Raw genomic sequence first — 20,126 nt, forward strand, 5'->3', positions numbered from 1 at the left:
GCGACCTGCGCGCGCTGCAGTGGGTGCGGCGAGGTGCCGCGCTTGGCTGCGTTGGCGCCGAATGCGCCGATGTGCGGCACTGGTGGCCGTGTTGTGTAGCTCGTTGTCGCGGGCGGCCTGAGTTGGCTGCCGCGCTTCAGCACTGCCCTGAAGTGCTAGGTCGCCGAAACCCCTGTGGCGCAGGCGTTTCGGTGGATGCGTGAAAGCGTGGAAAAGGGCTAAAGAAGGAACGCAGGCTGCCGTTAAGGCGCGCTCGCGGGCGCGAGTAAACCCCAGGGCGCGTCGCAGGCGCGCACGAACGTGCGCGCATGGCGCGGTCGCAGGGCGCAGGTGCAAGGCAGGATGAAGGCGTGCGCGCGACGCGCACGTGGCGCATCAGGGCGTGGGTGTCCGCCAGGCGTCGTCGGGATCGGCGAGCAGCGAGAGCGAAGGCATGCGGTATTCGCAGCCGACCAGCGTGCGCCCCTGCAGGCCTGGCTGTTCGCCGGGATAGACCACCAGCGCGTGCCCGTCGTCCAGCGCGGCGGACAGCGGTGCGTCCTTGCTGTCCTCCAGCGCGCGCTCGAGCTGGGCAGTGGCCTGCTCGATCGGGCTGTCCACCAGCAGCAGCACGCGACTGTCGGTGATGACTACCGCATCGCTGCGATGGCCCCATGCCTGCACCGGCGCTTCCAGCCGGTAGAGGTCCATCATCGGCGCGCCGTACTGGCGTTCGGTCTGCACGAACTCCGTGGGACGTTCACGCCGGAGGCGTTGCAGCAATGCCGGCAGGTCGGCAATCGCGGTGCGGCACGTGAGGGCGTCCAGCAGCGTGTCCGTGGGTCCGGCCGCCGGTACCGGCGCCGGTGCGACGGCCGCTTGCGCGGACGCCGGGCTGCGAGCGCCGGCCAGCGACAGCGCCGCCAGCACGAGTGGCCAGGCCTTACTCGATCTGCGCATTCGCGTGGGCAGCGTCCAGTGCTTCCATGGCATCGCGCGGTTTCAGCTTGCCCGCTTTCTCGAACGATGCGGCGGCCGCATCTTCCTTCTTGTCGCCATGCAGGAGCAGCAGCACGTTGGCGTACTCGACGTGGGCGATGGGCGAATCGGGTGTGAGCTTCAGCGCGGTCTTGATGTGCGACTCGGCTTCACCCGCCTTGGCACCGTACGTCAGCCCGCCGATCATGGCGCCGATCTTGTCGATGATCTCGGCGTGGTACAGCGCCAGCGCCGTGTGCGCCTCGGCATGCTTGGGCTCGCGCTCCAGGGTGGCGTCGAGCGCGGCCCGCACCTTGCCGGCGATCCCCTGCTTGAGCGCCTTGGCGATGCTCAGCCCCTGGCTGTAGCGGCCCAGCGCAAAGGCGTGGCGATAGTGACTGTTCGCTTCGCCGGGCAAGGCCTTGACGGCAGCCTCGGCCAACGTAGCCGCCTGCTCGAAGCGCCTCAGTCGTTCGGCTTCGTCGTCCACCAGATACGTGGCATGGATTCCCATGGCCTTGACCGCCACCGAGGCGCCCAGCGGGCCCAGGGCTTCGCCAGCCTCGAACGGCGTCTGGAAGTCGCCGCGATGGAAGGCGCGCCATGCCTCCTGCAGGCGCTGCGCCAGTTCGGCGGGCGCGATCCCCTTGGCGGCCTTGCCTGCCGCGGCGATCAGCGCCTTGGCGCGTTTTTCGTCGGGGTAGGGCTCCTGGTCGCCGGCATGCAGGGCAGGCCAGGCTTTCTTGAGTGCATCGCCGGCATAGGCGTAGGCCTTGGCGTCGTGCGGAAACGGAGCCCACTTGGATGATTTCGCTGCCATCGATCGTCCCTCCCAGGATGCCGCGAGCATCGCCGCGAACCGCGTCCGCAGGCAACCCCTACGCATTCCATCGCGACAACGGCCAATAGTGTGATTGCTCGACGCAGGCCGGACAGCATCCCGTCATGGAAGCCGGCCGTCGCGGCCGGCATGTGGATCGCCCCATGGCCGCCAAGAAGAACACCCGCAAGACCCCCGAACCCACCCTGCGCCACGTCTGGCTCGCTGGCCTGGGCCTGATCGCCGTCGCTCGCCGCGAAGCCCTCACCACCTTCGCCGACGCTGCAGGAAAACTGCAGGCCGCGCGCCAGCAGGCGGGAGCTTTTGCCGGGCAAGCCCGGCGCGATGTACGGGAGCGCCTGGCGGAGGCCCGTGAGCAGGGCGAGGCGAGCGTGGAGCGCTTCAGCGCCGATGTCGAAGCCCGCCTGCAGCCCGTGCTGGTCAAGCTGGGCCTGAAGACGTCGGCGCGCAGGAAGCCCGCGTCCCGCACCCGCAAGAAGCCGGCGGCCAAGCGCACGCGCGCCGCTGCGCCCCGCAAGGCCGCCGCGAAGCGTCCGGCCCGCCGCAGCCGCGCTTGAGGCCGATGATCTCGGACTGGACGCCCCGGCATGCCGGGGCGTCCTGCGTTTCGGGGGCCGATCAGAGGTGCGCGGTAATCGCAGGCTCCGAGAACCAGTCGTTGTCGCGGCCGTTGGCGTAGCGGATCGGGATCTCCGCCAGCAGGGCGGGTTGCACATCGTCCAGGCAGGCGACGTTCACCGAGTAATAGCGCCCGCCCAACACCTCCAGCTCGCCGCGTCCGAACGACTTGACGCCGCAGTGACGGCAAAACAGGTGTTCCACCATGCCCGTGCCGAACGGATAGCGCGTCAGCGCGTCTTCACCCTGCAGCAGGCGGAAAGCATCCGGCTTCACCACCACGCCCCAGTACCGCGTCTTGGCGCAGACCGAGCAGTTGCAGCGGCCGCTTCCGGCGGACAGGTCGAGGTCGGCTTCGTAACGCACGGCGCCGCAATGGCAGCTGCCGGTGTACGTCTGGACGGTCATGGGGACGCGCTCGCTGCAGGAGGGAGGCTCCAGTGTTCCCTCTATCGAGGACAGAATCAGTCCTCAATGCCGAGGCATACTGGCTCCATGCTCAGTACGTCCAACCGCCTTCTCCGCCTGCTGTCGCTGATGCAGTCCCGTCGCCATTGGACCGGTGCCGAGCTGAGCCAGCGGCTGGAAATCGACCGCCGCACCCTCCGCCGCGATGTCGAGCGGTTGCGCGAACTGGGTTACCCCATCGATGCCTCGCCCGGGCTGGGCGGCGGCTACCGGCTCGGCGCCGGATCCGCGATGCCGCCGGTACTGCTGGAAGATGACGAAGCCGTTGCGGTGGCCGTGGCACTGCGCACGGCCGCCGCCAGCGTGGGGCGGATGGAGGATACGGCGCTGCGGCTGCTGTCGAAACTCGACCAGTGGCTGCCGGCGCGCCTGCGCAAGCGCGCCAGCGCGCTGTATTCGGTCACCCTGTCGCTGGCCGGCGGCCTGCCGACCTCCGATGTGGACCTCCTGCTGCGTATCGCCGGCGCCTGCCGCGACGGGTTCCGCCTGCGCATGCACTACCGCGACCGCAGCCAGCGTGCCACCGAACGCCTGATCGAACCGCTGCGCCTGGTGCACACGGGCAGCCGCTGGTATCTGGTGGCCTGGGACCTGAAGCGGGAAGACTGGCGTACGTTCCGCGTCGATCGCGTGGAGGCGCTGCACGACACCGGCACGCAGTTCCCGCCCCGCGCGTTTCCGGGCGACGTCGCCGACTACGTGGCCAAGTCCATCACGCAGCCGTTCACCCGCTTCCAGGTCAGGCTGCGGTTGCCGCGTTCCATCGAAGAACAGGCCGCGCGCGTGCCGCCGTGGTGCGGGATCCTCGAGGCCGGCGATGCGGACCATTGCATGCTCGAGCTCGGGGCGGAATCCGTCGATGCGCTGCTCGCGCTGATGGCGCTGATCGGCCCGGACTTCGAGATCGTCGATGATCGTGGCCTGCTGCCCGACCTGCGGGCGGCATCGGCCCGCCTGGGCGCGACGCTGGCGGCGGCCTGAAGGGGAGGGGGCGGCACGCCGCGCGCGTCCGGCGCGCTCGATGCCGGAGCCGCTCAGGCGGTGTAAGCCTGCGTCAGCGTATTCAGATGGACGCGCTCGGCATCGCGCAGGAACGGCGCCACCAGCATCATCACCTGCACGATGCCCTGGCGGATGGCGGCCTGCTCATCTTTTTCGCCACGCGCGGAGGCATAGTTGAGCCAGAACGTCGAGACCACCAGCACGTTGGTGGCGGTGGCGGCGAGTTCCGCCGCCGAGGCCCGCATCACGCCCGCGTGTCCCATTCCCCGCATCACCGCATGCGCGCTGTCGTCGGCGCGCTTGAGGATGCGCGCGAAACGCATGCGCAGCCGCCGGTTGCGGCTGAGTATCTCGACCAGATCGCGGTAGAGGAACCGGTAGTCCCAGATGCACTCGAACACCAGGTGCAGCTGCAGCCAGATGTCTTCGAGGCCCGGCAGACGCTCGGTGGGCGGGGTCAGTGCGGCGTCCATGCGCTCTTCGTACCGGGCGAAGAGCTGCTCGATGATGTCGTCCTTGTTGCGGAAGTGGTAGTACAGGTTGCCCGGGCTGATCTCCAGCTCGTCGGCGATGTGGTTCGTCGTGACGTGAGGCTCGCCCTGTGTGTTGAACATCGCCAGGGCGGCGTCGAGGATGCGCTGGCGCGTGTCGCGTGCCACTACGCGATGAGCTTCTTCACCAGGTCCACGTACTTCTTCTGCGCGTCCTCCTGCGGAGTACCCTTCAGCTTGGCCCAGGCTTCGTACTTGGCCGTGCCGACGAAATCGAAGAAGCCCGGCTTGTCGCCCTTCACGTCGCCCTCGGCGCCCTGCTTGTACAGGCCGTACAGGCGCAGCAGCGTGTCGTTGTCCGGACGCTCCGACAGCGTCTGGATGTCCTTGGATGCCTGTTCGAATGCGCTCTTCAGATCTGCCATGGATGATCCCTCCCAGTGATCGGGGCCATCTGACCACGGGTGGTGGGGGCGGTCAATCCGTGACGGGATTGTCGAACGTGGGCCGCTCTGGCAAGTTAGCCCGCAGGGCGGTCGGAGGGGCTGGCCCACACAACTCGAGGGATGGGTCGTCATGAGCTATTTCGTCACGGGCGCCACGGGATTCATTGGCCGCTATCTGGTCGGCAACCTCCTCAAGCGCAGCGGGACGGTCCACGTGCTGGTCCGCAAGGACTCGCAGAAGAAGTTCGACGCCATCGCGAAGAAAGCGGGCTGGGACATGAAGCGCGTGGCGGTGGTGCACGGTGACATGACCAAGCCGAAGTGCGGCCTGACCCCCGCCCAGTTGCGTGCCCTCACCGGCAAGGTGAAGCATTTCTTCCACCTGGCCGCGGTCTACGACCTGACCGCCAGCCGCGAAGCCCAGCAGGCAGCCAACATCGACGGCACGCAGCACGCACTCGATCTGGCGGCGGCGCTGAAGGCAGGCTGCTTCCACCACACCAGTTCCATTGCCGCCGCCGGCCTGTACCCGGGCATCTTCCGCGAGGACATGTTCGAGGAAGCCGAAGGCCTGGACGATCCCTACCTGCGCACCAAGCACGATTCCGAAGGCCTGGTGCGCAAGGAAACCCGCATCAAGTGGCGGATCTACCGCCCCGGCATGGTCGTCGGCCACTCGAAGACCGGCGAGATCGACAAGATCGATGGCCCGTACTACTTCTTCACCCTCATCAAGAAGCTGCGCGAACTCCTGCCGCAGTGGGTGCCGGTGCTCGGCATCGAGGGAGGGCGCATCAACATCGTGCCGGTGGATTTCGTCGCCGACGCGATGGACCATATCGCGCACAAGCCGAAGCTGGACGGGCACACCTTCCATCTGACCGACCCGGAACCCATGCGCGTCGGCGAGGTGCTCAACACGTTCTGCCGCGCCGGCCACGCGCCGGAGATGACCATGCGCATCGATGCGCGCATGTTCGCCTTCGTGCCGGGCAGCATCCGCATGGCCGTGGGCAACCTGCCGCCGGTGCGCCGTTTCATCGGCATGCTGCTGCGCGATTTCAAGATCCCGAAAGAGGTGCTGAAGTTCATCACCTATCCGACGCGCTTCGACAGCCGCGAGACGGAGCGGGCGCTGAAGGGCAGCGGCATCGCCGTGCCGCGGCTGGACGACTATGCGTGGCGCCTGTGGGACTACTGGGAGCGCCACCTCGACCCGGACCTGTTCATCGATCGCTCGTTGAAGGGGAAGGTGCGCAACAAGGTGGTCGTCATCACCGGCGGTTCCTCCGGCATCGGTCTGTCCACCGCCCAGCGCGTGGCCGAAGCGGGCGCGACCACGATCATCGTGGCGCGTGGCGAAGAGGAACTGTTCAAGGCCCGCGACGACATGAAGAAGGCGGGCGGCAAGGTCTTCGCCTACACCGCCGACCTGGCGGACATGGCCGACTGCGACCGGCTGGTGAAGACCGTGCTCGACGAGCACGGCCAAGTCGACATCCTGATCAACAACGCCGGCCGCTCGATCCGCCGTTCCATCGAGGCCAGCTACGACCGTTTCCATGATTTCGAGCGCACCATGCAGCTGAACTACTTCGGCAGCATCCGCCTGATCATGGGCTTCCTGCCGAAGATGACCGAGCGTCGAAAGGGCCACATCATCAACATCAGTTCGATCGGTGTGCTGGCGAACTCGCCGCGCTTCTCGGCGTATGTCGCATCGAAGGCGGCGCTGGACGCGTTCAGCCGCTGCGCGCAGGGCGAGCTGTCGGGCAAGGGCATCAGCTTCACCACCATCAACATGCCGTTGGTGAAGACGCCGATGATCGCGCCGACCAAGATGTACGACAGCGTGCCGACGCTGTCGCCGGAGGAAGCGGCCGACCTGCTGGTCAAGGCGATCATCGAGAAGCCCAGCCGCATCGCGACCCGCCTCGGCATCTTCGCGGCCCTCGTCAATGCGGTGGCGCCGAAGGCGTACGAGGTGGTGATGAACACGGCCTTCGAGCTGTTCCCGGATTCCGCCGCCGCCAAGGGCGACCGCAAGGCGCTGAAGGAGTCCGCGCCGAGCCAGGAACAGATCGCGTTCGCGTCGCTGATGCGGGGCGTGCACTGGTAGTGGCGTCGCGCCGGGCCGGCGCGGCGTCGCCATCGATGCCGATCGCGCGGCAGCGAACGCAGCGGAGCAAGCTCCGCTCTACGCGTCCCGGGTATCCGTCCACCGCAACGGCACCGCCTGCAGGTTCCGCATGTGCAGTGCCAGGGGCTCGATCCGTGACCACAGGAAGCCGCGCAGTTCGACGTCTTCAACCGTCTCGAGCATCGCGCCGTGGAAGCAGGCCAGCCAGCCGCTGGCTTCCTCCATGCCGATCCGGAATGGCAGGTGGCGGGCGCGCAGCATCGGCGCGCCGTGTTTCCGGGTGAACAATGGCGGCCCGCCGAGCCAGCCGCTGAGGAACTCGAACAGCTTCTGCTCGCTGCCCTCAAGCGAATCCGGATGCTGCGCGCGGACCGCGGCCGCTTCCGGCAACGTGTCCATCAACGCATACATGCGCTGCGTCATCCGGCGCAGGCCGGCTTCGCCGCCGATGCGGTCGTAAGGCGTGGGTTCGGGAACGTCGGTCATGGGGCAAAGCATGGGAGCCGTTTGGCGATCATCCCGGGAACGACATGACACGCACAGCGACGGAGTGTCGCGGTGCGCCGGCGATCACATCGTCTTGCACTGGCGCCAGCGCACCGGCTCGCTGCTTCCCGGCGGCGGATTGAGCTGCACGCGGGTCGCGCGCAGGGCCGGGTAGCGCTCGAGTTCCAGGCAGATCCACGGCCAGATGTCCTTCTCGCTGGCGACGCGATCGATGCTCAGCGTCAGCTTGGTCTGCCAGACGCCGCGCGTGATGCCGGGGGTCTTGGACAGCGCCTTGAGCACGTCGCGCATCTGCACCTCCAGTTCCTCCTCCGTCGGTTCCCGGAACGTGGCCTGCGGGGCGGTGACGGTGGGTGGCGGTGGTGTGCTCGGGCGGGCCGAGGACGCGGGCGGCGACGCAGCGGGCACGTCGTCCATCGACGCCGGATGTCCGCTGGACCAGGCGGCCATCGCCAGAGCGCCCAGGGCGACCGCCCCCAGCCACGAGATGCCCGTATGGCGCTTGGCACGACCGCTGGCGTACTGATCGATCTGTTCGCGCAGCGCGGGTTCGATCAGGTGGCGTACCTGCGGCCACAGGCGGGGGCCGTCGAGCAGTTCGATGTTCGTGCCCTGCGCCGCATCGCGGCCTTCCTTTTCCACCTTGCCTTCGGTGGCGAGGATGCCGCCCTGTGCGGCGCCCAGGCGAATGCTGGCCGCGAGTTCATGGACCGGCGCGGCGGCGATCCGATAGGCAGACCCATGCTTGCAGGACAGCAGCCAGCGCTCGTCGCCGCGCTGCAGCAGGAAGGTCGACTGGGGTTCGCGGGATTCCTGCGGTTCGGGCGAGGCCTCCACCAGTCCGCGGCCGGCCATCGCGGCCAGGACGAGCTTGGAGAATTCGCGCCAGCGCAATCCGGACAGCGCATGCAGGCCGTAGGTCATTTCATCGCGGGGGCGACGCACCAGCCAGAGATAGGCGGTCGCCGCGATGCCGCTCACCAGGGTGACGGCCAAGCCAAGGAGCCAAAGGGACATGCGTCGCGGATGCGTTGTTGTTATTAGGACCGCGATTCTACCGGGCCGGCCCGGCGCGTGTCTTTCGATGGCCGCTCGGCGTTGCGGAATGCAGGCAAAGAAAAGCCCGCCAGTCCGAAGCCGTAAGGGGAGGGGAGCAAACGAACTTCGATGGACTGGCGGGCGGAATGATTGTTACGCCATTCGATGGTGCTGCGCAACAAAATTTTGTTCAGAAAAGCCCGAAAAAACGCGCTGCAGCCTTATGGTGCAGCCTTCTTGCGCGATGCACGTTTGGCGGGCGTTTTCTTCGCGGCGGGCGCCGCTTTTTTGACGCTGGCCTTGCGCGGGCGTGCCGCACGGGCCGACTTCGCCGCAGGCGCGCCGCCGAGCTTGCGCAGCTCGGCATTCAACGCATCGACGCGGTCGATCAGCGCGGAGAGGTCTTCGCGGCTGGGGACCTCGAGTCGGCGCAGCGCGCGGTGCACGCGCTCTTCGAAAACCTTCTCCAGGCGATCCCACGTATCCGATGCGCGCTCGCGCGCCTGCCCGACCGTGGTCTCCACCGCATCCCGCATGGCCTGCGCCTTGCCGCCGGCCGCCTTGCGCGTGATGTGCTCCAGCGACAGGCCTTCCTTCACCAGCGTTTCGAACAGCTTGGTGCCCTCGGCCTGCGCGCGGCCGAACGCCCCGACGCCCGCCAGCCACACCTGCTGCGCCGATTCGCCCAGGCGCTTGGACATCTGCTCGGCCTGCGCCTGCAGGTCGTCGTTGCGGGAAGCGGAAGCGGTCTTCTTGCGTGCGGATTTCTTCAGCGTGGCCATGGCGTTCCGTCGTTCGTTGTAGAAAGGAGTGCGCGCCAGAATCGACGGCGCGTCTAGAGTTTTCACACCAGCCGGTGATGTATCCGTGATCGGCTCAGGAACTGCGCGTCGCGCGCCGGCGCGACACCAGCTGGTCGACATCGTCCAGGGCGCGGCGCAGGCGGGCCGTGGTCTCGGTCATGCGCGGGGTAACGTCGAGTCCGTCCAGGATCGAACGGTGGCGGTCGCTGACGATGTCCTCGTTGTAGCGGATGCCATGGGCGGCCAGCATCGGCTTGAGCACGGCGGCGCGCTTGCGCAGGTCGGCCAGCGTATTGCGGTAGGCCAGCTGGCACACGCGGTGGCGCGAGGAAAAGCTGAAAAGGTTGGTGAAGAACAGTTCGCTGTCGTCCGAGTTCGGTTCGAACACCAACTGGTCGATGTCCGGGTAGCGATGCGGGTACTTCTCCATGCCGATCTGCATGCGCGACTGCAGCAGCGTGCGCAGCGTCTGCGACAGCACGGCGGGCAGGCCGCCGCTGGCGAGGCCGACCTGTTCGGCCTGGTCCGCCTGCGGCGCGGCCTGGTTGGCATCGAACGGCACCAGCGGGTTGATGCCGATCATCAGGTCGATGCCGCGGTCCAGCACGGTGCTGGCGTGCATCGTGCGGCGGAGGGCGCCGTCGAGGAAGTGGCGGCCGCCGATCTCCACCGGCGGATACAGGCCGGGCAGGGCGGAGCTGGCCTGCACGGCGCGCGAGATCGGGATGTCGTCCCAGCCCTCTTCGCCGAACCGCACGGCCTCGCCGCTGTCCAGATCGACCGCGACCACGAACAGGTCCGCGTCCAGGGTGCGGAAATCGTTGCTGCGGCCGCGGCGGCTGAAGATGTCGCGCAGGAAGCGTTCGACCTCTTCGTTGTCGAAGATGCCGGTCGGCACCAGGCCACCGAAGCGGAGGAACAGGTCCGACCAGCGGGTGGCGCGGCGCGGATTCCGCAGCAGGCGTTGCAGCCAGTCGGCATACAGGCCCGGCAGGCTCGCGGCGCGGCGCAGGTACTCGCCGACATTGGGGCGCAGGAAGGTTTCCGGGCGGAACTGGGCGTCGTCGCTGGTGCCGGTGATGAAGATGCGGCACATCTCGGCCGTACCCATGCGGTTGGCCAGCCCCGCCGCGAGGAAGGCGCCTGAACTGACGCCCACGTAGCAGTCCATCCGGGTCAGGTCCAGGCCGTCCAGCGCTTCGTCCAGGGCGCGCAGCGCGCCGAGTTCGTACATGCCGCCGATGGGGCCGCCGCCGGCGATGGCCAGTCCGATCTTGCCGTTGTGGCCCCGTTGCCGCGCGCTGTGGATCGAAAGCATGTACTACCCGTGATGACGTTGCCGGCCGAGTGTAGCCGACCGGTCGCCGGGTTGCGGTGGTCGCGCCCGGTCGGGATCATGGCGCCATGGCCCGAGGAAATCCGTTGATCGAACGCGTCGGCAGGCGCCTGGCCTGGCACCAGGCGGCGCACGACCCGGCCCGCGAGCCGCGCAACCGGCTGCGCTGGCTCCCCGAAGTCCGGCGATGGCAGGCCGCCCGCCTGGAGGCCAGCTTCGCCCATTTCCTGAATGACCCGACACGACGGGCGGCGGCGATGTTTTTCCTGACCGATGTCTACGGCGACCATGATTTCAGTGGTCGCGATGCCAATGTCGCCAAGGTGATGCCGATGATGCAGCGCCTGTTGCCGGGCGCGGTGCTGGAGACGGTGGCGCACGGCATCGAACTGGGCGTGCTGACGCATGCGCTGGACATGCGCATGGCCGAGGCGCTGCATCGCTTGGCGCCCCAGCGCCGCAAGCTGGACGCGCGCCTGTACGGCGAGGCCTATCGCCAGGTCGGGTTGCCCCGCTTGCGCAGGCACCAGATCGATCTGATCGCCGAGGTGGGGGTCGGGCTCGCGCGCGCGGTGAAGACGCCGGGCGTGGCCACACTGCTCAAGCTGTCGCGCGGCCCGGCCAAGGCCACCGGCCTGGGCGAACTGCAGGGCTTCCTCGAGCGCGGTTTCGCCGCGTTTGCCGCGCTGGGCGATGGCAAGGCGTTCGTGCGCGACATCGAGCGGGCGGAACGGGCGGTGTCCCGGCGGCTCTTCTCGTCGGACCCGGACCCGTTCCGGGACTGAGCGTCAGTCGAACTTCTCGCTGAGTACCCGACGGATCTCGGCTTCGATCGGGCCTTTCATCGCCGACAGCAGAAAGCCCAGGTTCGCGGTGACCCGCAGCGTGTCGTCGAGCAGGGCGATCTTGCCGTCCACGCCCGACCGGCTGAAGTTGAGCGTGTCGCCGTCCCATCCGTAATCCATGTCGAAGCGCTCGGCGAGCTTCTTCGCGACGCCCTCGATGGCCTTGCGCGCCTGCGCCGGCGACTTGGAATGGGGATGCTTGATGTCGATGCTGGCCATGCGCGGCTCCTGTGACGTGGCGGTATTCTGCGGGCCGCCGCGTGAAGATGCCAAGCCGGTGCTGCCGGCCACGCGCCAACCTGCTAGGCTCCCGTCGCGTGCAGAACCTCCGACTTCATTTCAGCAACCGCCCTGCGCCTGACCGGCCACTCACCACCGGCGTGCACCGCATCGTGCGCGAGGCCGCCGGCACCATCGGAGTCGGCGATGCGCTGCAGGGTGCATTGCTCGCGCAGATATGCGTCGACCGGCGCGGGCTGTGGCTGCAGGTGGCCAACGGGATGCGCGGGGTCCACATCAACGGCCGGCCGGTGAAGCGCATGGCCGTACTCCGCCCGGGCGACGCGGTCTACGTGGAAGGCGTCGAGCTGCTGCTGCAGTCCGGCTACGCGCCGGCGTCCGATCTGCACACCAGCGACGCCGGTCAAGGCGATGTGCGCGTGGTGCTGCGCGGCCTGGGCGGCAAGTACCACGGCAGGAGCGTATCGCTCGAGCAGCCCCGGATCGTCGGACGCGCCCGCGATGCGCACATCCGCATCGACGACCCCGGTTTTGCCGAGCGGCACGCGCGGCTCGAGTTGCGGGGCGAGCGCGTGCTGCTGCGCGACCTGGGGTCTTCCGAGGGCACCCGGGTCAACGGGGTCGCGGTCCGAGATGCGCTGCTGTCGGCGGGTGACCAGATCGTGTTCGATGCGCAGCACCGTTTCGTGCTGGAAGTGCCGTGGGCGCCGACGGCCAGGGTCGACGAGCCCGCCCCGCTGGAAGACGCCGATCGCGACCACCCGGTGGCCGATGCGGACCGTCCGGCGGGCCCGTCCGCGCTTCGCTGGCCATGGTTGCTGCTTGCGGCGTTGCTGATGGCCGGCGCGCTCAGCGCGCTGCTGCTGTTCGGCGCCGGCTGACCGATTTCCACAGGCGCCAGCCCAGCAACACCGCCAGGATGCCGGCGTACAGCAGCGGCTCGCGGATGTCGGATTTCACCAGCCACCAGAAGTGCAGCACGGCCAGCACGCCGATGGCGTACACCAGCTTGTGCAGTTGGCCCCAGCGCCGGCCGAGCCGGCGCATCCAGCCCTGGGTCGAGGTGATCGCCAGCGGCACCAGCAACAGCCACGCGGTGAAGCCCACCGTGATGTAGGGACGCTTGGCGATCTCCTCGAAGATCTGCGTCCAGTATCCGCGCAGGTCCAGGCCCAGGTAGACCGCCAGGTGCAGCGTGGCGTAGAAGAAGGCGTAGAGCCCCAGCATGCGCCGGAAGCGCAGCAGCACCGGCTGCCCGGTCAACTGGCGAAGGGGCGTGACCGCCAGCGCCACCATCAGCAGGCGCAGCGCCCACAGGCCGGTGCGGTGCTCGATCTCCGCCACCGGATCCGCGCCCAGCGCATCGCTGCCGCGCTGCCATACGTCGTAGAACTGCCAACCCAGTATCGCCAGCGGCGTCAGCGCCAGCGCATGCACCACGCTCTTGGCCGCCACCAGGCCTGCGGACGCCTTACGCATCGTGTCGGCTCAGTACCATTTCTTCAGATCCATGCCGGCGTACAGGGACGCCACCTGATCGCCGTAACCATTGAACATGCGCGTGGGGATGCGTTCGGCGAACAGCTTGCTCTGCGTGCCGGCGATGCGACGCTCGGTCTTCTGGCTCCAGCGGGGATGGTCCACGTTCGGATTGACGTTGGAGAAGAACCCGTACTCCGACGGCTGCAGATCGTGCCATGCCGTCTCCGGCATGCGCTCGACGAACTTGATCTCGACGATCGACTTGATGCTCTTGAACCCGTACTTCCACGGCACCACCAGCCGCAACGGCGCGCCGTTCTGCTGCGGCAGCGGCTTGCCGTACAGGCCGGTGGCCAGCAGGGTGAGCGGGTGCATCGCCTCGTCGATGCGCAGGCCCTCGCGGTAGGGCCAATTGATGGAACGATAGCGGACCCCCGGCATCTGGGCGCGGTCGGCGAGGGTGGTGAAGGCCACGTACTTCGCCTTCGACGTGGGCGCGAACTTCTTCAGCACATCGGCCAGCGGCACGCCAAGCCACGGGATCACCATCGACCAGCCCTCCACGCAGCGCAGCCGGTAGATGCGCTCCTCGGGGGCCAGCCCCTTCACCAGGTCCTCCAGCGACAGCGTGCCGGGCTTTGCGCACTCGCCCCCCACCGCCACCGACCAGGGCGAGGTCTTGAGCGTCTTGCGCGCCGTGGACGGGTCGGCCTTGCCAGTACCGAACTCGTAGAAGTTGTTGTAGCTGGTGACGTCCTCGTAACGCGTCAGCGTTTCGGTGGTGCGGAAGCCGGAGCGCGCCTGTTCGGGCGTCACCACGACCTTCGGGGGGGCGGGAGGTTCGGCTTCCGCGCAGCCGGCCAGGGCAAGGGCCGGCGCGGCGGCAAAGGCCTGCAGCAGGCGGCGGCGATCCCGATAGATCGCTTCGTCGGTGACCTCGGACTCGCGGATCCGCAAGGCGTCGCGCAGGGACATGGACTTCTCCGGCAAGGGGATGGCGGTTGGACGGCAGTCGCCGCGGAAAATTCCCGCGCGGGCCGGTCACGTGCAGCCTATACGCACCCGGGTGATCGCGGGATGCACGGCGTACGGGATTCATGCCCGCGCGTCCGCTTCGTTGCCCCTGCAACTGATGCGCTGCGGCATACTACGGACCCTCCTGTTCAGGTGCCCCATGACGCGCGCGTTCAACTTCAGTGCCGGTCCCGCCACCCTGCCCGAATCGATCCTGCGGCAGGCCCAGGCCGAGATGCTCGACTGGAACGGCATTGGCGCGTCCATCGTGGAGATCAGCCACCGCAGCCAGGACTTCATCGCCGTGGCGGCCGAGGCCGAAGCGGACCTGCGCCGATTGGTCGGCATCCCCGACGACTATGCGGTGCTGTTCCTGTCGGGTGGCGCCACGACCCACCAGGCCCTGCTGGCGCTGAATTTCGCTGCGCCCGGCCAGGTCGTCGACTATGTGGTGACCGGCCACTGGGGCAAGACCGCCATCAAGCAGGCCGCGCCGTACTGCACGGTCAACATCGCGGCCGACGGCGAGGCCGGTGGCTTCCACGACATCCCGCCGCGCGACACGTGGAGGCTCACACCGGGTGCCGCCTACGTGCACATCACCGCCAACGAGACGATCCACGGCGTCGAGTTTCGCGACACCCCGGACGTGGGCGAGGTGCCGTTGTTCGCCGATTTCAGTTCCTCGATCGCCTCGGAGCCGCTGGACGTGTCGAAGTACGGCGTGATCTATGCCGGCGCGCAGAAGAACCTTGGCCCGGTCGGCGTGGCGGTGGTGATCATCCGCAAGGACCTGTTCGAGCGCAGCGGCCAGCCGCGCGCCGACATCTTCGACTACCGCTCGCATGCCGCGCGCGACTCCATGCTCAACACGCCGCCGACCTGGAACTGGTACCTCGCCGGCCTGGTGTTCAAGTGGATGCTGGCCGAAGGCGGCGTGGCCGAGTTCGCGCGGCGCAATGCGGTCAAATCATCGCTCGTCTACGACGCCATCGACGCGTCCGGCGGCTTCTACCGCAACGACGTTACGCCGGCGGTGCGTTCGCGGATGAACATCCCGTTCTTCCTGCCGGACGACACCCTCAACGCGCGCTTCGTGGCCGAATCCAAGGCGGCCGGCCTGCTGGCGCTGAAAGGCCACAAGGCGGTCGGTGGCATCCGCGCTTCGCTGTACAACGCGCTGCCGGTCGAAGGCGCGCAGGCGCTGGTCGATTTCATGCGCGATTTCCAGCAACGTAACGGATGAAGTCCCTGCATTGCCCGATGTGGGAGCGACGTCAGTCGCGATGAAGCTTCACCGATAACCTTTCGCGACTTACGTCGCTCCCACAGGGAAGCGACGGGAATACGGAAAACGACATGGCATCCAAACCCAGCAAGCCAAAGAAGATCGCCAAGCCCGCCGCGGGCAAGAAGACCGAGGCGACGCCCGCCCCGGCGCTGTCCGACGTGCGCGCCAAGATCGATGGCATCGATCGCCAGATCCAGTCGCTGATCGCCGAACGCGCCGTCTTCGCCCACCAGGTCGGCAAGGCCAAGGGAAAGCTGGCCGCTGCGGTGGACTACTACCGCCCGGAGCGCGAAGCCCAGGTGCTGCGCATGGTGGTGGACCGCAACGAGGGCCCGCTCAGCGACGAAGTGCTGGTGCATGTCTTCCGCGAGATCATGTCCGCCTGCCTGGCGCAGCAGGAGCCGCTGAAGATCGGGTACCTCGGCCCGGAGGGCACCTTCAGCCAGCAGGCGGTGCTCAAGCACTTCGGCCGCTCGGCGCATGGTCTTCCGCTGGCCAGCATCGAAGAGGTCTTCCAGGAAGTGGCCAGCGGCAACGCCGATTTCGGCGTCGTGCCGGTGGAGAACTCGGGGCAGGGCACCATCCAGATCACGCTGGACATGTTCCTGACCTCGGACCTGAAGATCTGCGGCGAAGTCGAGCTGCGCGTGCACCAGTTCCTGATGTCGCGCACCGGTCGCATCGACGACATCGAGCGCATCTACGCCCATCCGCAGTCGTTCGCGCAGACCGCGGGCTGGCTGCGCGCCAACCTGCCGAAGGTGGAGAAAGTGCCGGTGTCGAGCAACGCCGAGGGCGCGCGCCGTGCACGCGGCAACGACGACGCCGCGGCCATCGGCGGCGAGAGCGCCGCCCACGTGTACGGCCTGAAGAAGGTCGTCATGAGCCCGATCCAGGACGACAAGGACAACACGACCCGCTTCCTGGTGATCGGGCGCAGCATCTTCCCGCCGTCCGGCCACGACCGTACGTCGGTACTTGTCTTCATCCACGACAAGCCCGGCGCGCTGTTCGACGTGCTCAGCCCGTTCGCGCGCCACGGCATCAGCATGAACCGCATCGAGTCGCGGCCGTCGCACCACGCCAAGTGGGAGTACGGCTTCTTCATCGACCTGGCCGGCCACATCGACGATGAGGCGATGAAGCAGGCGCTGGCCGAACTGAAACAGCACTCGGCGCAGATCAAGGTGCTGGGGTCGTACCCCGTCGCGGTGCCCTGATACGTTGCCCGGGCCCGCGGATGGGCCGATGAACCGAGAGACCTGATGAGCAGCAAGCAAGACTGGATCGCCTCCACAGGCCGCGCGCTGCGCGGCACCCTGGATATTCCCGGCGACAAGTCGGTATCGCACCGCGCGGTGATGTTCGCCGCGCTCGCCGACGGCACGTCGACGCTCGACGGCTTCCTGGAAGGCGAGGACACCCGCGCGACCGCCGCGATCTTTTCGCGCCTCGGCGTGCGGATGGAAACGCCCTCGCCATCGCGCCGTATCGTGCATGGCGTCGGCGTGGATGGCCTGAAGGCGGCCGACGGTGCGCTCGACTGCGGCAATGCCGGCACCGGCATGCGCCTGCTGGCGGGGCTGCTCGCCGCGCAGCCGTTCGACAGCGTGCTCATCGGTGACGAATCGCTGTCCAAGCGTCCCATGCGCCGCGTCACCGGCCCGCTATCCACGATGGGTGCGCGCATCGACACCGAGGAGGGCGGCCTGCCGCCGTTGCGCATCCATGGCGGACAAGCCCTTGCCGGCATCGACTACACGCTGGAAATCGCCAGCGCGCAGGTGAAATCGGCCGTGCTGCTGGCTGGCCTGTACGCAGAAGGCGAGACCGTGGTGCGCGAGCCGCACCCCACGCGCGACTACACCGAGCGCATGCTGGAGGCGTTCGGCGTCGACATCGACTTCTCCCCCGGCTTCGCGCGCCTGCGCGGCGGGCAGCGCCTGAAGGCGACCGACATCGCCGTGCCGGCCGACTTCTCATCGGCGGCGTTCTTCCTGGTCGCGGCCAGCATCATTCCCGGTTCGGAACTGCGCCTGCGTGCGGTCGGACTGAACCCGCGCCGCACGGGCCTGCTGCAGGCACTGCGGCTGATGGGCGCGGACATCACCGAAGAGAACGCCAGCGAACACGGCGGCGAGCCGGTGGCGGACCTAGTCGTCCGCCATGCGCCATTGCAGGGCATCGAGGTGCCGGAGGCGCTGGTGCCCGACATGATCGATGAGTTCCCGGCGCTGTTCGTCGCGGCGGCCGCAGCGGAGGGACCGACCGTGGTGAGCGGGGCGGCGGAATTGCGGGTGAAGGAATCAGACCGCCTGGCGGCCATGGCCAATGGCCTGCGTGCGCTCGGCCTGCGCGTGGACGAGACGCCGGACGGCGCGACGATCTTTCCTGGGCCGCTGCAGGGCGGCGTGGTCGATAGTCACGGCGATCACCGCATCGCGATGTCTTTCTCGATCGCCGGCCAGCTGGCGAAGGGCGAAGTGCGCGTCGGCGATGTGGCGAACGTGGCGACCTCGTTCCCGGACTACGATGGCCTGGCGACGGGCGCAGGGTTCGCGTTGCGGAAAGCATGACCGTTGCTTTCTGTAGGAGCGACGTGAGTCGCGACCGCGACCCGTGATTGCCTGAGTTCTGTCATTCGCCAGTCGCCCATAGCGCGCTTGTCATGAATACCAACACTGATGGATCCCGGTCGCGACTTACGTCGCTCCTACACGTACGGGCACGGCAATAAGGGGGCGCCTGCGGGGCGCCCCCTCTTCGTCTGGACTAGAACCTAGATCGGCTTGAAGTCGACCGGCACCTTCACGCTGGTGGCGATGGCCTTGCCATTCCGCATGGCCGGTTCGAAGCGCCACTGCTTCACGGCGCTCAGTGCGGCGCGATCGAGCTCACGCTCGCCACTGCGCTCGACCACACGAACGTCGACCGGGTTGCCGTTGGCATCGACATCGGCCAGCACCACGACCGTCCCGCCGACGCCGGCACGCAACATCGAGGACGGGTACTTCGGCTGGGCGTTACTGGCGAGCGGGCGTGCATCGCGGCTGATCGCGGCCGCACGGGTCGCACGATCGGTGCGATCGCGATTGGCGCTGCCGGTTGCGCGTTCGTTGGCTGGTGTCGTAGTCACCGGCTGGTCGATCACCGGGCTCGGTGCGGTTGCGACAGGCGCTTCCGCCGGGGCGCGCGATTGGCTCCACCAGATCAGGCCACCCGCGGTGACGGCGAAAGCGAGCAGCGTCAGCAGCACGGGCGATGCGTTGCGGCGCGGTTCCATCTGGGTCTCTTCCAGGGTGGGATCCGGCGCGCGGTATTCGTTGTTGATGGACGTCGACATGTGAACCTCCGTTTCGCGTTGTGGGTTCCGCGTTGGAACGGTGCCGAGTCTTTGCTTGCGGATGTTTGCGACGCGTGATTCAGCGATGAAACGAGCGTGCCGAAGTTCAGCTAGCGGAATGACGGTTCAGCAATGCGTACGAATCATCAAAGCGCATTCGCGCAGCGACTTGAAGTAGATGCTCCCGGGCAGACGACCATTCTGTTCGCCGCGTGTCGCCAGTGCGTCGCATCCCATCACGCTGATGGGCACAGCCATCGCGATCGAACCCGATGCATGACGCAGTACGAACGCGTGGTTCTGCCGTGTCACGTGCCCGACTGGATCGGTTCCGCGCAGACATCGCACCGCACCTGCATAGCGTAGCGACCGGAGTCCATCAGTCGCACGGCATGGGAGTAGCCACGACCCTTCACCCAGATCTGGCCGGGCTCGTCGCCCAACGGGTCTTCGACCGACGGGCTGCGCGTGGACCAAGGCCATGAGCCCGCGAAGAGGACGATCAACGGGATTGCCGCCCAGGCAGCAATGCGTTTCAGCGATCGCGCCTGGCCAATGCGGTCACCGCATCTTGAAATCGATCGGCACCGTCACCGCGCCCGGCACCGGCTGGCCGTCGCGCTGCGCCGGCTGGAAGCGCCACTGGCGTACGGCGGCGAGTGCGGCGCGGTCGAGATCGCGGGAGCCGCTGCGCTCGGCGATCTCGACGGAGGTCGGTACGCCGTCCGCCCCCACTTCGACGCGCACCATCACCGTGCCCTGGTTTCCGGCACGGATGGCCGAGGCGGGGTAGTCCGGGGCGGGTGTCTGGCCGGGAATCGGAACCGGCACGTCGCCAGGGGCCAGCGGCACCGTGGCCGTCGGTGCCGCCGCGTCGGCCGGCGTGGCGGGCAGTGGCGCTTCCGCGACGGGCGCGGGCATCGGCGCTTCTTCCACCAGTTGCGGGCGCTCTTCGGCCGCGGGGCGGGGCGCGGGTTCGTCCATGCCGCTCGCGCCGGCGCCGGTGGAGAGCGGCTCGGGCAGCGCTTCGATCGGCAGCGACTTGCCCGGCAGTGCGGGGTCGGGCGTATAGAAGCCGTCGTCGCGGCCGGCCCACCAGACGATCAGGAACAGCAGCAGGCCGACGCCGAAGGCGATCGCCGCATTGCGCAGGGCGGTGCGGGGCAGGCGGAAGGTGAAGTGCGGATCGTGCGGTTGCTGGGCCGACATGGGAGTCACCGGAAAAGTCGCGCCGATTCTTGCACAGCCGCGGTTAACCGCGCGG

Annotated in this window: 22 protein-coding genes; 8 read left to right on the forward strand and 14 right to left on the reverse strand. The window is 68.0% G+C overall.

What is annotated here, in order from left to right; genetic code table 11:
* Nucleotides 1-375 precede the first annotated feature (375 nt).
* Nucleotides 376-939 (reverse strand): hypothetical protein, encoded by a 564-nt coding sequence (locus CYU89_RS18330; RefSeq protein WP_296282963.1) that lies wholly within the window; start codon nt 937-939, stop codon nt 376-378.
* Nucleotides 923-1,777, reverse strand: a complete 855-nt coding sequence (locus tag CYU89_RS18335) for a hypothetical protein (RefSeq protein ID WP_296282965.1) — start codon at nt 1,775-1,777, stop codon at nt 923-925. The genes CYU89_RS18330 and CYU89_RS18335 overlap by 17 nt, the downstream gene beginning before the upstream one ends.
* Before the next feature lie 125 nt (nt 1,778-1,902).
* On the opposite strand from CYU89_RS18335, the gene CYU89_RS18340 reads away from it, so the two are divergent.
* Nucleotides 1,903-2,355, forward strand: a complete 453-nt coding sequence (locus tag CYU89_RS18340; protein ID WP_296282966.1) for a hypothetical protein — start codon at nt 1,903-1,905, stop codon at nt 2,353-2,355.
* Nucleotides 2,356-2,416: 61 nt separating this feature from the next.
* Here the strand turns inward: CYU89_RS18340 and CYU89_RS18345 are convergent, their stop codons facing one another.
* Complete coding sequence (locus CYU89_RS18345; RefSeq protein ID WP_296282968.1) at nt 2,417-2,824, reverse strand: GFA family protein; 408 nt, start codon at nt 2,822-2,824, stop codon at nt 2,417-2,419.
* A gap of 87 nt (nt 2,825-2,911) precedes the next feature.
* Between CYU89_RS18345 and CYU89_RS18350 the strand changes: the two genes are divergently transcribed.
* On the forward strand, nt 2,912-3,865 hold the full coding sequence (locus tag CYU89_RS18350; RefSeq protein ID WP_296282970.1) for a YafY family protein: 954 nt from the start codon (nt 2,912-2,914) through the stop codon (nt 3,863-3,865).
* A 53-nt stretch (nt 3,866-3,918) separates the two neighbouring features.
* On the opposite strand, the gene CYU89_RS18355 is transcribed toward CYU89_RS18350, so the two are convergent.
* Both CYU89_RS18355 and CYU89_RS18360 read right to left on the reverse strand, forming a co-directional pair.
* Complete coding sequence (locus CYU89_RS18355; protein WP_296282972.1) at nt 3,919-4,545, reverse strand: TetR/AcrR family transcriptional regulator; 627 nt, start codon at nt 4,543-4,545, stop codon at nt 3,919-3,921.
* Entirely contained in the window at nt 4,545-4,802 is a 258-nt protein-coding gene (locus CYU89_RS18360; protein ID WP_296282974.1) for an acyl-CoA-binding protein, read from the reverse strand. Before CYU89_RS18360 ends, CYU89_RS18355 begins: the two co-directional genes overlap by 1 nt.
* A gap of 151 nt (nt 4,803-4,953) precedes the next feature.
* Here CYU89_RS18360 and CYU89_RS18365 point away from each other — a divergent pair, with 151 nt between their 5' ends.
* Nucleotides 4,954-6,942, forward strand: coding sequence for an SDR family oxidoreductase (locus CYU89_RS18365; RefSeq protein WP_296282975.1), 1,989 nt, complete (start codon nt 4,954-4,956; stop codon nt 6,940-6,942).
* A gap of 78 nt (nt 6,943-7,020) precedes the next feature.
* Here CYU89_RS18365 and CYU89_RS18370 read toward each other — a convergent pair whose 3' ends face one another.
* The 4 genes from CYU89_RS18370 to CYU89_RS18385 all read right to left on the reverse strand — a co-directional run bounded on the left by CYU89_RS18370 (nt 7,021) and on the right by CYU89_RS18385 (nt 10,629).
* Nucleotides 7,021-7,449 (reverse strand): group II truncated hemoglobin, encoded by a 429-nt coding sequence (locus CYU89_RS18370; RefSeq protein WP_296282977.1) that lies wholly within the window; start codon nt 7,447-7,449, stop codon nt 7,021-7,023.
* A gap of 84 nt (nt 7,450-7,533) precedes the next feature.
* Nucleotides 7,534-8,487, reverse strand: coding sequence for a restriction endonuclease (locus tag CYU89_RS18375; protein ID WP_296282979.1), 954 nt, complete (start codon nt 8,485-8,487; stop codon nt 7,534-7,536).
* Between the two features lie 242 nt (nt 8,488-8,729).
* Nucleotides 8,730-9,290 carry a phasin family protein gene (locus tag CYU89_RS18380; RefSeq protein WP_296282981.1) on the reverse strand — a complete coding sequence of 187 codons (561 nt, stop codon included), beginning with the start codon at nt 9,288-9,290 and terminating at the stop codon, nt 8,730-8,732.
* A gap of 94 nt (nt 9,291-9,384) precedes the next feature.
* A complete protein-coding gene (locus CYU89_RS18385) occupies nt 9,385-10,629 on the reverse strand; it encodes a patatin-like phospholipase family protein (RefSeq protein WP_296282982.1) in 1,245 nt (414 codons plus the stop codon).
* Nucleotides 10,630-10,715: 86 nt separating this feature from the next.
* Here CYU89_RS18385 and CYU89_RS18390 point away from each other — a divergent pair, with 86 nt between their 5' ends.
* Nucleotides 10,716-11,432, forward strand: coding sequence for a hypothetical protein (locus CYU89_RS18390; RefSeq protein WP_296282983.1), 717 nt, complete (start codon nt 10,716-10,718; stop codon nt 11,430-11,432).
* Between the two features lie 3 nt (nt 11,433-11,435).
* Here CYU89_RS18390 and CYU89_RS18395 read toward each other — a convergent pair whose 3' ends face one another.
* Entirely contained in the window at nt 11,436-11,711 is a 276-nt protein-coding gene (locus CYU89_RS18395; RefSeq protein WP_296282985.1) for a polyhydroxyalkanoic acid system family protein, read from the reverse strand.
* 98 nt (nt 11,712-11,809) lie between these two features.
* On the opposite strand from CYU89_RS18395, the gene CYU89_RS18400 reads away from it, so the two are divergent.
* Nucleotides 11,810-12,613, forward strand: coding sequence for an FHA domain-containing protein (locus CYU89_RS18400; RefSeq protein WP_296282986.1), 804 nt, complete (start codon nt 11,810-11,812; stop codon nt 12,611-12,613).
* Here the strand turns inward: CYU89_RS18400 and msrQ are convergent.
* Nucleotides 12,582-13,211, reverse strand: a complete 630-nt coding sequence (gene msrQ, locus CYU89_RS18405) for a protein-methionine-sulfoxide reductase heme-binding subunit MsrQ (RefSeq protein WP_296282988.1) — start codon at nt 13,209-13,211, stop codon at nt 12,582-12,584. The two genes, CYU89_RS18400 and msrQ, sit on opposite strands and share 32 nt — an antisense overlap.
* Before the next feature lie 9 nt (nt 13,212-13,220).
* On the reverse strand, nt 13,221-14,189 hold the full coding sequence (gene msrP, locus CYU89_RS18410; protein ID WP_296282989.1) for a protein-methionine-sulfoxide reductase catalytic subunit MsrP: 969 nt from the start codon (nt 14,187-14,189) through the stop codon (nt 13,221-13,223).
* Between the two features lie 199 nt (nt 14,190-14,388).
* Between msrP and serC the strand changes: the two genes are divergently transcribed.
* The 3 genes from serC to aroA all read left to right on the forward strand — a co-directional run bounded on the left by serC (nt 14,389) and on the right by aroA (nt 18,095).
* The gene (gene serC / locus CYU89_RS18415; protein WP_296282990.1) at nt 14,389-15,474 is read left to right on the forward strand and encodes a phosphoserine transaminase; all 1,086 of its coding nucleotides are present in this window, start codon (nt 14,389-14,391) and stop codon (nt 15,472-15,474) included.
* 113 nt (nt 15,475-15,587) lie between these two features.
* Nucleotides 15,588-16,739 (forward strand): prephenate dehydratase, encoded by a 1,152-nt coding sequence (gene pheA / locus CYU89_RS18420; RefSeq protein ID WP_296282991.1) that lies wholly within the window; start codon nt 15,588-15,590, stop codon nt 16,737-16,739.
* A 45-nt stretch (nt 16,740-16,784) separates the two neighbouring features.
* The gene (gene aroA / locus CYU89_RS18425; protein WP_296282993.1) at nt 16,785-18,095 is read left to right on the forward strand and encodes a 3-phosphoshikimate 1-carboxyvinyltransferase; all 1,311 of its coding nucleotides are present in this window, start codon (nt 16,785-16,787) and stop codon (nt 18,093-18,095) included.
* Between the two features lie 203 nt (nt 18,096-18,298).
* Here the strand turns inward: aroA and CYU89_RS18430 are convergent, their stop codons facing one another.
* A complete protein-coding gene (locus tag CYU89_RS18430; RefSeq protein WP_296282995.1) occupies nt 18,299-18,862 on the reverse strand; it encodes an energy transducer TonB in 564 nt (187 codons plus the stop codon).
* Between the two features lie 561 nt (nt 18,863-19,423).
* Entirely contained in the window at nt 19,424-20,071 is a 648-nt protein-coding gene (locus CYU89_RS18435; protein WP_296282997.1) for an energy transducer TonB, read from the reverse strand.
* Nucleotides 20,072-20,126 lie beyond the last annotated feature (55 nt).

The organism is Pseudoxanthomonas sp. (assembly GCF_002863005.1).
In the GTDB taxonomy this organism is placed as follows: domain Bacteria; phylum Pseudomonadota; class Gammaproteobacteria; order Xanthomonadales; family Xanthomonadaceae; genus Pseudoxanthomonas_A.

Excerpts from the sequence above, each read along its gene's own strand:
- pheA (WP_296282991.1), top strand. The coding sequence starts at position 15,588 with ATGGCATCCAAACCCAGCAAGCCAAAGAAGATCGCCAAGCCCGCCGCG.
- CYU89_RS18350 (WP_296282970.1), top strand. The coding sequence starts at position 2,912 with ATGCTCAGTACGTCCAACCGCCTTCTCCGCCTGCTGTCGCTGATGCAG.
- aroA (WP_296282993.1), top strand. The coding sequence starts at position 16,785 with ATGAGCAGCAAGCAAGACTGGATCGCCTCCACAGGCCGCGCGCTGCGC.
- CYU89_RS18430 (WP_296282995.1), bottom strand. The coding sequence starts at position 18,862 with ATGTCGACGTCCATCAACAACGAATACCGCGCGCCGGATCCCACCCTG.
- CYU89_RS18395 (WP_296282985.1), bottom strand. The coding sequence starts at position 11,711 with ATGGCCAGCATCGACATCAAGCATCCCCATTCCAAGTCGCCGGCGCAG.
- CYU89_RS18375 (WP_296282979.1), bottom strand. The coding sequence starts at position 8,487 with ATGTCCCTTTGGCTCCTTGGCTTGGCCGTCACCCTGGTGAGCGGCATC.
- CYU89_RS18360 (WP_296282974.1), bottom strand. The coding sequence starts at position 4,802 with ATGGCAGATCTGAAGAGCGCATTCGAACAGGCATCCAAGGACATCCAG.
- CYU89_RS18340 (WP_296282966.1), top strand. The coding sequence starts at position 1,903 with ATGGAAGCCGGCCGTCGCGGCCGGCATGTGGATCGCCCCATGGCCGCC.
- msrQ (WP_296282988.1), bottom strand. The coding sequence starts at position 13,211 with ATGCGTAAGGCGTCCGCAGGCCTGGTGGCGGCCAAGAGCGTGGTGCAT.
- CYU89_RS18390 (WP_296282983.1), top strand. The coding sequence starts at position 10,716 with ATGGCCCGAGGAAATCCGTTGATCGAACGCGTCGGCAGGCGCCTGGCC.
- CYU89_RS18385 (WP_296282982.1), bottom strand. The coding sequence starts at position 10,629 with ATGCTTTCGATCCACAGCGCGCGGCAACGGGGCCACAACGGCAAGATC.
- CYU89_RS18370 (WP_296282977.1), bottom strand. The coding sequence starts at position 7,449 with ATGACCGACGTTCCCGAACCCACGCCTTACGACCGCATCGGCGGCGAA.
- CYU89_RS18380 (WP_296282981.1), bottom strand. The coding sequence starts at position 9,290 with ATGGCCACGCTGAAGAAATCCGCACGCAAGAAGACCGCTTCCGCTTCC.
- CYU89_RS18435 (WP_296282997.1), bottom strand. The coding sequence starts at position 20,071 with ATGTCGGCCCAGCAACCGCACGATCCGCACTTCACCTTCCGCCTGCCC.
- CYU89_RS18345 (WP_296282968.1), bottom strand. The coding sequence starts at position 2,824 with ATGACCGTCCAGACGTACACCGGCAGCTGCCATTGCGGCGCCGTGCGT.
- msrP (WP_296282989.1), bottom strand. The coding sequence starts at position 14,189 with ATGTCCCTGCGCGACGCCTTGCGGATCCGCGAGTCCGAGGTCACCGAC.
- CYU89_RS18330 (WP_296282963.1), bottom strand. The coding sequence starts at position 939 with ATGCGCAGATCGAGTAAGGCCTGGCCACTCGTGCTGGCGGCGCTGTCG.
- CYU89_RS18335 (WP_296282965.1), bottom strand. The coding sequence starts at position 1,777 with ATGGCAGCGAAATCATCCAAGTGGGCTCCGTTTCCGCACGACGCCAAG.
- CYU89_RS18365 (WP_296282975.1), top strand. The coding sequence starts at position 4,954 with ATGAGCTATTTCGTCACGGGCGCCACGGGATTCATTGGCCGCTATCTG.
- serC (WP_296282990.1), top strand. The coding sequence starts at position 14,389 with ATGACGCGCGCGTTCAACTTCAGTGCCGGTCCCGCCACCCTGCCCGAA.